The organism is Alteribacter populi, assembly GCF_002352765.1.
Lineage (GTDB): Bacteria > Bacillota > Bacilli > Bacillales > Salisediminibacteriaceae > Alteribacter > Alteribacter populi.
Genome location: NZ_KZ293963.1, coordinates 1,786,956 through 1,799,888 on the forward strand (window position 1 = coordinate 1,786,956; position 12,933 = coordinate 1,799,888).

The following is a 12,933-nucleotide window of genomic DNA, read 5'->3' on the forward strand; positions in this document are numbered from 1 at the left end:
CCCTCATTAAGAAACTTCGATTGCCGCAAAGCTTTAATGACGGAAGCCGTTAGTAGCCCTTTATTCCTTTAAAGAGAATGTTCAAAAAGTCCGCTAAAAATAGCTGTCGTATCTCTTCGTTTGCTCTTTTTATGCACCTATTAAACACGCTACTTTAAAGAAGTTAACCTTTCTTAAAGTACGAAAAAACTGACACCGTATAGATGTCAGTCATATTTTTTAAGATGAGTCTATAAATTATTTGCCATTGAGCCTTGAATATTCTTTAGTCTTTTGGCTTACGCTGAGCCATAATGAAGACGGGCTCTAGTTCACCATTATCATACATGAATGGCAGAGCGGTAATCGGTGATGTCCCTTTCGCGTAAAACTGAAAAGCCATCTGTGCTAACACATCGTATCCTCGTTCGTTTTGCATATCTCCGAAGATTAAAACATCCTGATGAGGTATGGAGATTGTAAGTTGTCCTTCGGTTCGTTCATCCATCTCTTTAAGAAAAGCATCATTTAGGATTCTGCTTGCGTCATAGCCGTCGTTCGTGTTAACAAAATAAAACGTGTTTCCGGCAACAGTATCAGTTTTTATGTCTTGATTTAATGAACGAAGATTAAACAGAGCAGACTCTTCAACTTCTTGTTTACTTACACCTTCAGAAACGATATGCTCCTTGGTTAATAGGACGTACGTTTTTCCAATATCAATAGCATAATAAATTCGTGTCTCTGCAGTATGTTCTGTGGAAATAAGCAGATCACCCTCAGACGTTTCAGTAGGAAAAGACGTCGAACGAATGACAGGGAAAATTCGCTGCTCATTCCCTTTAATTTGCACACTTGATGCCATTGCCTTGACACTTTCACGAATATAGTGGAGAACTTCTACCAGCGCTTTTTCTTCATCTTTCTTGAATTTATCGGATAAAGGATTTAACGAAACAGTTAAGCCTTTTTTTGTATTTTTTTCTACAACTCTATAGGTTTCATTTTCACGGTCAAAAGATGTGATAAAGGGCTCATTTTTAAGGTTTTCATCGAGCAAACGTTTGATTTCGATCGGTTTCATCGTTTATTGCCTCCTAAGTCTAGCGGACTCCCTGTATTTTAACATGCGACCACAAAGATACAAAGAGAAGCGCAATATGAGCGTTAGCAAGTATCCTCCTGCCTAACACTCAGTATATAAATAGCAACAATTTTCTATTATAAGAATCGACATAAAAAAGAAGACTCTCGACTTTTTATGCCGAGAGCCTGCCTTTATTATTTAGGGATTGCCGAATAACTCTAGAACTCAAATACAAAGGGTGCCGCTTCCATGGCTTCGCTTTCCGCAGAAAACGCTTCAGCCTCCTCATTCGCGAAAGGCGTGCTCACTGCGGGGTCTTCTGCTTCTCCTGCGGTTCCTCGTCGCAAAAAGACCATTGTTGCTTTTCCTGAGGGAGTCTCCGCCATTGCAGCAGCACCCTTGGCTCCCTCAAAATCAAGTGCAAGGCTTTTAGCAAAAGAAGAGTATTTCCTTGCAGATTCTCTCCATGAGAAAGAGCATATCCCCTTGCCATGTAGTCGTATGCTACTTATTCAGCAGCCTCTATTTAATTCGCTAAACCTTCATCTAAAAACTGCTCAATTTGCTCTTTCGTCTTACGGTCTTTAGTCACAAAACGATGAACTTCTGTGCCGTTCCTAAAGAATAAAAAGCTGGGAATCCCAAAAATGTCATGCTCCTGACAAATTTCAATAAACTGATCTCGATTCACTTTATAAAATTGAAGAGAAGAATACTTTTCTTCGATAGCAGGAAGCTCCGGTTCAATGACGACACAGTCTGGGCACCAGCCTGCCGTAAACATAAATACCGTTCCGTCTTCATTCTTCACTTTGTCAAATTGCTCTACTGATTGAATTGATTTCATTTCTCTTCCCTCCTAGGAATGATGGATTTTCATATCGCCGAATCTAATTCGCCCTTGTTTACGTAACAATTCTGATAATAAAAGACTCAGCACTGCGGGTCCAATAAAATGCATCAAAAGCACGATTAAAAACACCTCTGCTGTAAATCCCATTGCTGTAAAAGCCATAATTTGTCCCACAAAACCACTTGTCCCCATGCCAGCACCTGCAGAAAGGTTTTCCATTTCAAAGACAACAGTGGAAAGAGGACCTAAAGCCGCACCTGCTAATGTTGGAGGCAAGAGAATCCAAGGGTTTTTCACGACATTTGAAATTTGCAGCATCGATGTGCCAATTCCGAGTGCGACTAACCCTGACCAACGATTTTCCCGATAACTACTTACAGCAAACCCAATCATTTGAGCAGCACAGCCAACTGCGGCTGCACCAGCAGCAATCCCTTCAAGACCTAACATAATGGCAATCGCCGCACTTGAAATAGGCGCTGTTAGAGCAACTCCCATTAGAACAGCGACTAAAATCCCCATAATAAAAGGTTGTTGTTCAGTTGCCCACATAATCAATTCACCAAACTGTTCTATTCCCGTTTGAATTCCGGGTCCAATCAAAGTCGCCGTGCCAACACCAGTTAATATCGTTACAAACGGTGTTACGATAATATCAATTTTTGTCTCTTGTGATACTAGCTTCCCTACTTCAGTAGAAAGTAAAGAAGCTATAAATGCTCCGGCTGGTCCCCCTAATTCCGCACCAGCAGCCCCACTAATGACAGCCGCAAATAAAACAAGCCTCGGTGCTTTTAACCCGTAGGCTATTGCTACACCAATAGCAGGCCCCATAAGACTCATCGCCTTATCACCAACTGACGTGAGCCAACCGATATTTAGTTGATCACCAGCCGTTTGAATAATAAGACCAATGATAAGGGAAGAAAACAAGCCTAACGCCATATAGCTTAACGCATCAATAACATACGTTTGAAAAGAGGGTCTGATCCCTTTTCGACTAAAAAAATCCTTCACTGCTTCGACACCTTTCAATTGTTCTTTATGTACGACCCCTACTTCCCTAATCATATCATAACGGAGAAGGCAAAAAAAAATGAACAAGGTTTCCCCCTATTCATTAAGCAAAACCGCATAGCGGTCTTTTATTAAAAGGCTCTTTTCTAAAAGATTGTTGCTTTTTATTTTATAAAAAAATAGCCATTTAAAAAACTCCTACTTAAGTTGTACAGATTGTACCATTTCAAAAAGCAACTCCGCATCATTCACAACGTCAGATAAAGAGCTTATTGTTGACCCTTTGACGCTATTGAAGCCAGCAATTACTTTATATGAATCATCGTCCATTTCCTCAATTATAAGGTACCCATTAACGTCATCATCTGTAACCATGTCAACGTAACGAGGATCTTCAGTCATTCGCTGAGCCTCTAATAATTCTTCTTTTGTTTCATAAGTTTCATTGTCACCAACAAACAAAAGATACATTTGGTCGTTATCATTTAATACAATGTTATATGAGTCCTCTTCCTCTACTTGTAAATGACCAGGTTTGTATATCTTTATACTATCATTTTCATATGTTGGTTCTTTTGGGTCTGCCTTCATTTTTTCCTCAAATGACTCTTCTGCGTGTTCAATCATTTGTTCTTCTGACACTGCACAAGCTGCTACGAAAGTTAAACCGACAGCCAAGAAAGCAGTTATTGCCTTTTTTACTACCACAACATTTTACCTCCCACTTTTGTATCAAAAAATTCTCTCCCAAACATGATATACATAAAGGAAAAGACTTGACAACCCTTTTCAAAACATTTCAATTTGTAAGGTTTTTCTTTTTCTTTGGATTTACTACCCAAACCCGGTTAAAATGGAAGTGGAATAATCTAAAAACTCTTAGAGGAGTGACTTTAGTATGGAACTTACTATTTATTTAGCTGGACAAATCCATGATAACTGGCGTGAAGATGTTAAAAGAAAGGCAAAAGAGCGAGACTTACCTTTGAATTTCGTTGGCCCGATGGAAAACCACGATCGCTCCGACGATATCGGGGAAGAAATTTTAGGGGAACAGCCCAATTCAATCGCTAAAGACGATACGGCGTCTGATTTTAACAATTTGCGCACTCACGTACTTTTGGGTAAATCTGACATTGTCATTGCCTTATTTGGAGAAAAGTACAAGCAGTGGAACAGTGCAATGGATGCTTCGACTGCAATCGCTATGAACAAGCCATTAATTATCATACGCCCACAAATTTTACACCATCCGCTAAAAGAACTTTCTAACAAAGCGAATGTAACAGTAGAAAACGTTGACCAGGCACTTCGAGCGATTCAATACATTTATGATAGTGAATAATAAGAAGAGAAAAGCGCAAGGCGCCCGCTTATCGTCGACATGCAAATGTTCTGTCCGATAAAAAGTGCTTTTTACTTTTAATCGGGCAGGTTATTTGACACGAGACGATGGTGCCTGGAGCTAGACACCGAAGCGTAGATTGTTTTACTTTCTTAACTCTGAAGAAAAGCGCAAGGCGCCCGCCTATCGTCGACATGCAAATGTTCTGTCCGATAAAAAGTGCTTTTTACTATTAATCGGGCAGGTTATTTGACACGAGACGATGGCGCCTTGCACTAGATCTCACTCTAACTTGTCCTCTTACACATATTAAGAAAAACCGCTTATGGTCTTTTATTAAAAACAGCGTCAACTTCCGCCGCCATGTTTTAAAGTCTCAAGGATGCTTTCCCCTTGAGACGAGCGGTGCGAAAATAACTACCCTCTTAATACTTATCTTATAAAAAAATCGGTCATTGCCGTTTTTTATTTTTTTGAAACTGCCACTGACCATAGAGGAGTTGGGCAACATGGGAAAACATTTTGCTCCTCGTTACTATTCCTGCAGTCAAAACCCCAACAGTTCCTTCATTTTTTCTAATATCTCGTTTGTTTGCCCATTGATCAATAACTTCACCGAGTTCCTTACCATTACGAATTTCATTAGCGATTGAATCTGGTAACGGGAACCGGGCACCTCCGGCTACAAACAGATTTCCGTCTTTTGTCGCTAGTGCTCCCCAGTTGCAAATCATCATTGTGTCACCTTCATCAACGACGCCTCCTTCAAGACCAATGCCAATCGAAGCGTCACACTCAGTAACAAGATATTTCGCTCGGTTCATGGCTCCTTGTTTCGTTTCTTCATCGCTTATTGGCTGTGGTGAGACATTTGAAGGAATGTCCATATCGTGAACAACAAAGCCTTGTTCTTTTGAAAACACAGATTCCACTGCACTTACTTTTGCAGGGTTACGAGATCCGATATGTACATTAATTTCCATTGACTACTTTCTCCTAATCATTAGTTATATTGGATAACTCGAAAGTGAATAACTGGCCTTTTGTAGCCTAACCAAAAAGGTTAAAGACCTCTTTTTTTAGTTGCAATGGCTTCGTTCGCTGCTCGCCAGCTATGAGGAAACCGCTCATTGCTGGCTTTAGGAAATGCAGCGACTTCGCCCATTGCTTCGAGCCTAACCAAAAAGGTTAAAGACCAACCTTTTTGGTTAGGCTCTTATGCGTTCGAACGAATGGTTTCTACGGTTGTACGATCTGTTTTTCTTGCTAATGTGGTGATTAGTTCTTTTGCTGCTGCGTAATCGTCAACGTGAACGATGGACGCTGCTGTGTGGATATAGCGAGAACAAATGCCGATTACCGCTGAAGGTACACCACTGCCTGACGTATGTACTCGTCCTGCATCTGTTCCACCTTGGGAGATAAAGAACTGATATGGAATGTTATTGCTTTCTGCTGTATCAAGGATAAACTCTTTCATTCCACGGTGCGTCACCATCGTACGGTCATAAATACGCAGTAACGCTCCTTTGCCTAGGTGGCCGAATGCATCTTTTTCCCCAGAAGCATCATTTGCAGGGCTCGCATCCATCGCATAGAAAATGTCGGGCTCAATCATATTCGCAGCTACCTGAGCTCCTCTTAAGCCCACTTCTTCTTGGACTGTAGCGCCTGAATAAAGGATATTTGGTGTTTGTTCGTCTTTTAGCTCTTTTAATAATTCGATGGACAAACCGCAACCGTATCGGTTATCCCACGCTTTTGCGAGGAGCTTTTTCTCATTTCCCATCTTCTCAATCGGACAAACAGGAACGATTTGTTGCCCTGGCTTAATCCCGATTTTTTCAGCGTCCGCTTTATCATCTGCTCCTATATCAATGTACATGTTTTTAATTTCCATCGGCTTTTTCCGCTTCGCTTCGTCTAGCAAATGTGGTGGAATAGAGCCAACAACACCCGTTACAGGACCATTGTCAGTGATAATATGTAGGCGTTGTGCAAGAAGGACTTGACTCCACCATCCACCTAGCGTTTGAAAACGAACTAACCCCTTGTCCGTAACTTGAGTCACCATAAAGCCAACTTCATCCATATGTCCAGCTACCATCACCTTTGGACCGTTTTCGTCTCCTTTTTTTACGCCAAATACACCGCCCAAACGATCTTGAATGACTTCATCACTATACTTTTCTAGCTCACCTTTCATATACTTTCGTACTTGATGCTCAAACCCAGGTGCTCCAGGAAGTTGCGTTAACGTTTCAAACATTTGATATGTTTCTTGTTTCATAATGTGCTCCTTTCAAAAGCGGAATCTTATGTACCTATTTTACATTTTAACGAAATGTTTAAAACCTTTCCACTTTTTTCGATGAGCGAAATATTATACCTCCGTTTTCTTAGACAAATACGGTTGAAAATTTGGCATTGATTTTATTATTCGCTATACTAAAATCAAGAACATGTTGAATATCATTTCCTTTTAGGATGGTGAGTATAATGAGTTGGAAACGTTTTATTGTCGGCGTTGGTATAGGTGTAGCTGCTGCTTGGTTTACAAAAGACCAAATGGATAAGACCGAGTGCAACATTTCTCCTGAACGAGCACTAAAAATGGTCAAGCGAAAAATGAAAGATTTTGGCTCCATTGATGGCTCCTGGATTCACATGATCGCTGAAGATTTTCGTCAAGACGGGCTTACATACCAAGTTTATCGAGGAGGCGTATCGTGTACGATCGACGGACAACTCCACGCATTTGAATTTCTCGTCGATGCAACTTCAGGTTCAGTATTAAAGCTAAAAAAACAAGATGATTAATATTGCATGCCGAAAGATCGAGTCAAAATTTAATAGTGTGCTGGAGGGTGCTCCCAAACTACCATTGGAGACACCCTCTTTTTACTGCTTTTATTACCACATCCAAAATGTATTTTCTGATTTTTCAAAATATTAGTTCTTTAGTACCAAGGAAGAAAAACTTTTAAAACGAAAGTATATAATGCGAGACTTTCGCGCCTATCTTGTTCTATAAGGAAGTTTAATTTCTTTAAAGAATTAAAGTATAAGCGCAACTAAGGTTGCTGCCATTAAGGGCTGGCAATCCAAGTTTTCTTTACAGGAAGGGGGCCTAATCTAGGTTTTTCTAAACAAATATATCTAGGGGGAATTTAATGTGAGTGGAACGTTCATGCGGGTTGTTTTTTCATTCTTAGCTTTATTGCTTGTTACTTCTACTTTTGCTCCATTCGGTTCTGCGAATAATCAAAGGCCATTAGAATTAGCTGAACTTTTTGGAAACTATGATTTATCTTCTTCAAATGATACAACAGTCATTGTTGAACTTGATGAACCTTCTATTGTCGAAGCAAAACATCGAGGTAAAGGACAAACGAAAGGAAACTTAAAGCGTATTCGCGATAACGTCAAATCAGACGTACATAACGCAGCACCTAATAGCAGTGTTGATCGTGAATACGATTATGTTTTCTCTGGATTTTCAGTGACACTCCCACAATCTGAACTGCCTTCTATTTTAGGAGTCGAAGGGGTAAAGGCTGTGTATCCTGATGTGGAATATCAAGTAGATGCACACGACTTTGAAGAAGTAGATTCAGAATCGTTTTCACCAGCGATGTTTGATAGCGCACCATTTATCGGAGCGGACAAAGCTTGGGAAGACCTTGGAATAACCGGTAAAGGGGTTACGGTAGCAATCATTGATACCGGTACAGATTACACACACCCTGATCTTACTCATGCCTTTGGCGATTACAAAGGATGGGACTTTGTAGATAACAATGAAGATCCACAAGAAACACCTCCAGGAGACCCGCGTGGTAGTTCTACCAACCATGGAACACACGTAGCCGGTACGGTTGCAGCAAATGGACAGATTAAAGGGGTTGCACCAGACGCTGACCTACTCGCTTACCGTGTACTAGGTCCTGGTGGTAGCGGTACAACAGAGAACGTCGTTGCTGGGATTGAGCGCGCTGTTCAAGACGGTGCTGATGTAATGAACCTTTCCCTAGGAAATACTTTAAACAGCCCTGACTGGGCAACTTCCATTGCATTGGACTGGGCAATGGCTGAAGGTGTTGTAGCTGTTTCGTCGAATGGAAACAGTGGCCCTGAAAATTGGACAGTCGGCTCTCCTGGTACATCTCGCGAGGCCATTTCGGTAGGAGCGACTCAACTTCCATATAATGTGTTCAATGCTGAGATCACTACACCAGGTGAAGTTGATTATCCATCAGCAAAAGTCATGGGCCACCCTAGTGAAGAGGAACTTCTGGCCCTAAATGATGGAGAATATGAGTTTGTACATGTTGGCTTAGGCGCGGAAGCTGACTTTGAAGGTAAAGACGTGGATGGTAAAATTGCGCTTATCTCACGAGGTGACTTTGCTTTTGTTGAAAAAGCTACAAATGCTAAAAACGCCGGAGCAGTTGGTGCGATCATTTATAATAACGTTGCTGGCGAACAACCAAATGTCCCAGGAATGGCAGTACCAACAATTATGACAACGTTAGCTGATGGACAAGCTCTTTTGGCTGAATTAGAAGAAGGAAATAACACGGTTACATTCGATATTGAATTTGCATCAGCAGTTGGCGAAACTATGGCGGCCTTCTCATCTCGCGGGCCGGTAATGGATACGTGGATGATTAAACCTGATGTTTCTGCACCAGGAGTAAATATTACAAGCACCATTCCTACTCACAATCCTGATGAGCCATATGGATATGGAGCCTTTCAAGGAACGAGCATGTCGGCTCCACACGTTGCAGGCGCTGCAGCATTACTTCTAGAAGCACATTCTGACTGGAGTGTTGATAATGTAAAAGCAGCATTAATGAATACTGCCGAACTTATGCACGACCCAGATGGAAATGCTTATCCACACAACACTCAAGGTGCAGGAAGCATTCGAGTAGTAGACGCATTAAATTCAGAAACGCTAGTAACACCTGGTTCTCACTCGTTTGGTGTCTTTTATAAAGACCAAGGAAAACAAGTAGAACGCCAACACTTTGAAATTACGAATCTATCAGATGAGCGAAAACGTTATTCTGTAGATATCGAGCTCCATGATGGAAATGACGATATCCGCGTGAATACAAGCAACAACCTGCAAGTACAGCCGGGAAAAACACAAAAAGTGAACATGAATGTGCAAGTAGACGCAGGTAAACTAGATCCTGGATACTATGAAGCTACGATTACTCTCACACATTCTGATGAAGTACTTCGAGTACCAAGTATTTTATTTGTTAAAGAACCTGATTACCCTAGACTAACAGGAGCATTCATGGGTCAAGAAGGTGACGGCTATTACGTCGGATCCTATTTGCCCGGTGGAGCTGATGTTATCGAATATGACATGTATCATTTCAACGCCTCAGACGGAACCATTGGACAATTTTTAGGTACCATTCATGAAGACACTAATATTTCGGCTCCGACGCATGAATTTTCATGGGATGGAAAAATAAATGGTGCTGATCTCCCTAACGGTGAATATGTACTAGCTGTTTATGTGGAGCAGGCTGGCGTGACTGAATACAAAGCCTACCTAGTTGAAAAATAGTAATCTTATCTTATCAAAAAGGCTGCCTCGTGCAGTCTTTTTTTTAGAGAAAGACCGTTTTAGGAAAGTTTGATGTTGATGCGCGATATTTGTCTAATATGCTAATTTCCGCCGATATAAGATCAATTATCGCTAATATTTTGCCTATTTGCTCCGATATAATGCTAGAACAGATGATAAAAAGGCTGTTTTCTGAATGATTTTGCATTTTGATAATATAAGGTTTTCATTCAAATCCGTTACAGGCGTATGTTTTCCACTGACAACTCTTCAGCTTCCTCGTTCGCAAATGCAAACCAAGTTCCCTTTATTCTTGCCCAAAGTGTTTCATTCCCAAAACTAAGGTACTTAGACCCACTATCTTTCTGACGAATTCTGTCGCAAGTATAATCATATTTTCCTAAACCTTTATTACTCCAACCCTCTTGCATATGTCGTTTTTTTCAGATTTTTCACACATTCATTACTTTAGTCTCGCGATTTATCTAAATTTAACCGCTAAACTATTATATGCACGAAAGTTTTCGTATTTTCGGGGTGAGGAAAGTAGGATAAACGTTAACTTTCCTCCATAACCCACTAATCAACTATGCATAGGGGGAATTAATTTGAAAACGATGTTTACTCGTGTCATTCTTTCGGTCCTAGCTATTTTACTCGTAGCTGGTAGCTTTGCACCTCCAGGATCCGCGGGAAATAACAAAAGCGGGAAAAATGCCGAACTACTCGGGAGCTATGATTTAAGCTCCTCTGATAGTGTAACTGTCATTGTAGAACTTGATGAGCCTTCCTTGTCAGAAGCAAAACACAAAGGTAAGCCTCAATCAAAAGGAAACTTAAAGCAAAAGCGTACTCAAGTAAAGAACGATATTGCGAATGCGGCACCTAATAGTGAAATCAATCGTGAATACGACACTGTATTCTCCGGTTTCTCTTTAGAAGTGCCACAAGATGAACTTTCCGCACTATTAAAGACGGATGGTGTACAAGCAGTCTACCCAAATATTACTTATGAAGCTAATGAGTTTGAACCTGAACTAGTTGACGAAGAGTCTTTCTCTCCAGCAATGATGGACAGTGCGCCCTTTATAGGCGCTAATGAAGTTTGGGAAAATCTTGGTGTTACTGGTGAGGGCGTAACGGTAGCCATTATTGACACTGGAGTTGACTACACACACCCTGACCTTAAACATGCTTTTGGTGACTACTTAGGTTATGATTTCGTAGATGACAATGATGATCCGCAAGAAGGTCCGGGACAGTACCACGGTACTCACGTGGCTGGTACTGTGGCGGCTAACGGAGCCCTTCAGGGAGTAGCACCTGATGCTAGCCTAATCGGATACCGCGTTCTAGGTCCAAACGGTGGAACAACTCAAGACGTTGTAGCCGCTATTGAGCTCGCTGTTCAAGATGAAGTGGATATTATGAATCTATCATTAGGAAATTCTTTAAATGATGCAGACTTCGCGACCTCGATTGCACTTGATTGGGCAATGTCTGAAAATGTAGTTGCAGTAGTGGCAAATGGAAACAGCGGTCCAAATAACTGGACAGTAGGCTCTCCTGGGACATCCCGTGATGCGATTTCTGTAGGTGCAACACAAATTCCATACAATGCGTACAATGCAGATATCTTTACTTCAAATGGAGTAGAATATCCATCTGCACAAGTAATGGGACACCCTGGTGAAGATGAACTTTTAGACCTAAATGGTGAAGAGCTTGAATTTGTCGATGTCGGATTGGCAGGATCTGTGGACTTTGACGATGTTGATGTCGATGGTAAAATCGCCCTCATTCAGCGTGGAGAGTACCCGTTCGTTGAAAAGGCAGAAAATGCTAAAGCTGCAGGTGCTGTTGGGGCCATCCTCTACAATAACGTCGAAGGACAACAGCCAGAAATACCTGGAATGGATGTACCAACGATTATGACTTCACAGGAAGATGGACAAAAGCTCCTTTCTGAACTTGAGGCTGGTAACAATACAGTCGCTTTTGACATTGGATTCGATCAGGAAGTTCCTGAGTCCATGGCAGACTTTTCGTCTCGCGGACCGGTAGCACCAACATGGATGATTAAACCTGATGTATCTGCGCCTGGTGTTGATATCGTCAGCACAATGCCTGCAGACTTTGGATATTATGCATCTTTACAAGGAACAAGCATGGCAGCGCCACATGTAGCTGGAGTAGCCGCACTTGCCCTTGAAGCTAACCCTGATTGGGAAGTCCAGCACGTTAAATCTGCGATCATGAATACTGCAGAACCAGTTATAGATCGTGATGGTAATCCTTATCCATTTAACACACAAGGTGCCGGAAGTGTTCGTCCTTTCGATGCTATTACAACTGAAACACTCGTTACGCCTGGTTCACATACATTCGGCGTATTCGATAAAGAAAATGGGCGACAAACTGAGCGTGAGCACTTTGAAGTTACGAACCTTTCTGATGAGCGTAAACGTTATGATATCGATGTAACTTTCCACGATGGTGACGAGCACATTAAGGTCAATACAAGTAATAACTTAAACGTTCAACCGGGAAAAACACAAAAAGTAAACACGGTTGTTCAAGTCAATGCCAGTGAGCTAGAAGCTGGATACTATGAAGCAACAATTTCTCTAACTCACGGAGACGAGGTTATTGAAGTTCCTAGTATCGTCTTCGTTATGGAACCTGACTATCCACGAGTCGCTAACTTATTCTTAGGAATGACAGGAGATGGCAACGTGTCAGCTGAAGCCTATCTACCAGGCGGTGCTGATTACTTTGAATTCTGGGTATACAGAGATGGTTCTGACGCCTACGAGCTAGTCGATATCCCTGTTACTGCTGAAAACCTTTCTGCTGGCTACTTCCAATTTGAATGGGATGTAACAGATGCAGATGGTAAGGAGCTCGCTCCTGGTGAATATGACCTTTACGCATATGCTGAAAAATCAGGGCAAGAAGACCTCGTTCTTGGTGGAACATTATCTGTAACGGAAGATCACATTGAATTCCTAGAAGATTAATCATTATAAAAGCGCAATGCATCTCGAGTTTGATGTCAA

The 12,933-nt window shown here is 41.4% G+C and carries 11 protein-coding genes; 4 read left to right on the top strand and 7 right to left on the bottom strand.

The window, feature by feature from the left end; genetic code table 11:
• Window positions 1-265 precede the first annotated feature (265 nt).
• The 5 genes from CDZ94_RS08695 to CDZ94_RS08710 form a co-directional block, all read right to left on the bottom strand.
• Window positions 266-1,063 carry a DUF1444 family protein gene (locus CDZ94_RS08695; RefSeq protein WP_096436193.1) on the bottom strand — a complete coding sequence of 266 codons (798 nt, stop codon included), beginning with the start codon at window positions 1,061-1,063 and terminating at the stop codon, window positions 266-268.
• A 221-nt stretch (window positions 1,064-1,284) separates the two neighbouring features.
• On the bottom strand, window positions 1,285-1,452 hold the full coding sequence (locus CDZ94_RS21290) for a hypothetical protein (protein ID WP_157911725.1): 168 nt from the start codon (window positions 1,450-1,452) through the stop codon (window positions 1,285-1,287).
• A 140-nt stretch (window positions 1,453-1,592) separates the two neighbouring features.
• Window positions 1,593-1,913 (bottom strand): thioredoxin family protein, encoded by a 321-nt coding sequence (locus tag CDZ94_RS08700; protein ID WP_096436195.1) that lies wholly within the window; start codon window positions 1,911-1,913, stop codon window positions 1,593-1,595.
• A gap of 12 nt (window positions 1,914-1,925) precedes the next feature.
• On the bottom strand, window positions 1,926-2,936 hold the full coding sequence (locus tag CDZ94_RS08705) for a PTS sugar transporter subunit IIC (RefSeq protein ID WP_096440685.1): 1,011 nt from the start codon (window positions 2,934-2,936) through the stop codon (window positions 1,926-1,928).
• 198 nt (window positions 2,937-3,134) lie between these two features.
• On the bottom strand, window positions 3,135-3,644 hold the full coding sequence (locus tag CDZ94_RS08710) for a hypothetical protein (protein ID WP_096436197.1): 510 nt from the start codon (window positions 3,642-3,644) through the stop codon (window positions 3,135-3,137).
• Window positions 3,645-3,834: 190 nt separating this feature from the next.
• On the opposite strand from CDZ94_RS08710, the gene CDZ94_RS08715 reads away from it, so the two are divergent.
• Window positions 3,835-4,281: a YtoQ family protein gene (locus CDZ94_RS08715; protein WP_096436199.1), complete on the top strand. Its 447-nt coding sequence runs from the start codon at window positions 3,835-3,837 to the stop codon at window positions 4,279-4,281.
• A gap of 452 nt (window positions 4,282-4,733) precedes the next feature.
• Here CDZ94_RS08715 and CDZ94_RS08720 read toward each other — a convergent pair whose 3' ends face one another.
• Window positions 4,734-5,264, bottom strand: coding sequence for a DUF84 family protein (locus CDZ94_RS08720; protein ID WP_096436201.1), 531 nt, complete (start codon window positions 5,262-5,264; stop codon window positions 4,734-4,736).
• 233 nt (window positions 5,265-5,497) lie between these two features.
• Complete coding sequence (locus CDZ94_RS08725; RefSeq protein WP_096436203.1) at window positions 5,498-6,571, bottom strand: M42 family metallopeptidase; 1,074 nt, start codon at window positions 6,569-6,571, stop codon at window positions 5,498-5,500.
• A 209-nt stretch (window positions 6,572-6,780) separates the two neighbouring features.
• Here CDZ94_RS08725 and CDZ94_RS08730 point away from each other — a divergent pair, with 209 nt between their 5' ends.
• The 3 genes from CDZ94_RS08730 to CDZ94_RS08745 all read left to right on the top strand — a co-directional run bounded on the left by CDZ94_RS08730 (window position 6,781) and on the right by CDZ94_RS08745 (window position 12,894).
• A complete protein-coding gene (locus CDZ94_RS08730; RefSeq protein ID WP_096436205.1) occupies window positions 6,781-7,101 on the top strand; it encodes a PepSY domain-containing protein in 321 nt (106 codons plus the stop codon).
• A 370-nt stretch (window positions 7,102-7,471) separates the two neighbouring features.
• On the top strand, window positions 7,472-9,874 hold the full coding sequence (locus CDZ94_RS08735) for a S8 family serine peptidase (protein ID WP_096440687.1): 2,403 nt from the start codon (window positions 7,472-7,474) through the stop codon (window positions 9,872-9,874).
• Between the two features lie 617 nt (window positions 9,875-10,491).
• On the top strand, window positions 10,492-12,894 hold the full coding sequence (locus CDZ94_RS08745; RefSeq protein ID WP_157911794.1) for a S8 family peptidase: 2,403 nt from the start codon (window positions 10,492-10,494) through the stop codon (window positions 12,892-12,894).
• The last annotated feature ends 39 nt before the right edge of the window (window positions 12,895-12,933 follow it).

What these genes read in the sequence shown, in the direction of transcription:
- CDZ94_RS21290 (WP_157911725.1), bottom strand. Translation starts at nt 1,452, where the DNA reads ATGGCGGAGACTCCCTCAGGAAAAGCAACAATGGTCTTTTTGCGACGA.
- CDZ94_RS08695 (WP_096436193.1), bottom strand. Translation starts at nt 1,063, where the DNA reads ATGAAACCGATCGAAATCAAACGTTTGCTCGATGAAAACCTTAAAAAT.
- CDZ94_RS08745 (WP_157911794.1), top strand. Translation starts at nt 10,492, where the DNA reads ATGTTTACTCGTGTCATTCTTTCGGTCCTAGCTATTTTACTCGTAGCT.
- CDZ94_RS08700 (WP_096436195.1), bottom strand. Translation starts at nt 1,913, where the DNA reads ATGAAATCAATTCAATCAGTAGAGCAATTTGACAAAGTGAAGAATGAA.
- CDZ94_RS08715 (WP_096436199.1), top strand. Translation starts at nt 3,835, where the DNA reads ATGGAACTTACTATTTATTTAGCTGGACAAATCCATGATAACTGGCGT.
- CDZ94_RS08725 (WP_096436203.1), bottom strand. Translation starts at nt 6,571, where the DNA reads ATGAAACAAGAAACATATCAAATGTTTGAAACGTTAACGCAACTTCCT.
- CDZ94_RS08730 (WP_096436205.1), top strand. Translation starts at nt 6,781, where the DNA reads ATGAGTTGGAAACGTTTTATTGTCGGCGTTGGTATAGGTGTAGCTGCT.
- CDZ94_RS08735 (WP_096440687.1), top strand. Translation starts at nt 7,472, where the DNA reads ATGCGGGTTGTTTTTTCATTCTTAGCTTTATTGCTTGTTACTTCTACT.
- CDZ94_RS08720 (WP_096436201.1), bottom strand. Translation starts at nt 5,264, where the DNA reads ATGGAAATTAATGTACATATCGGATCTCGTAACCCTGCAAAAGTAAGT.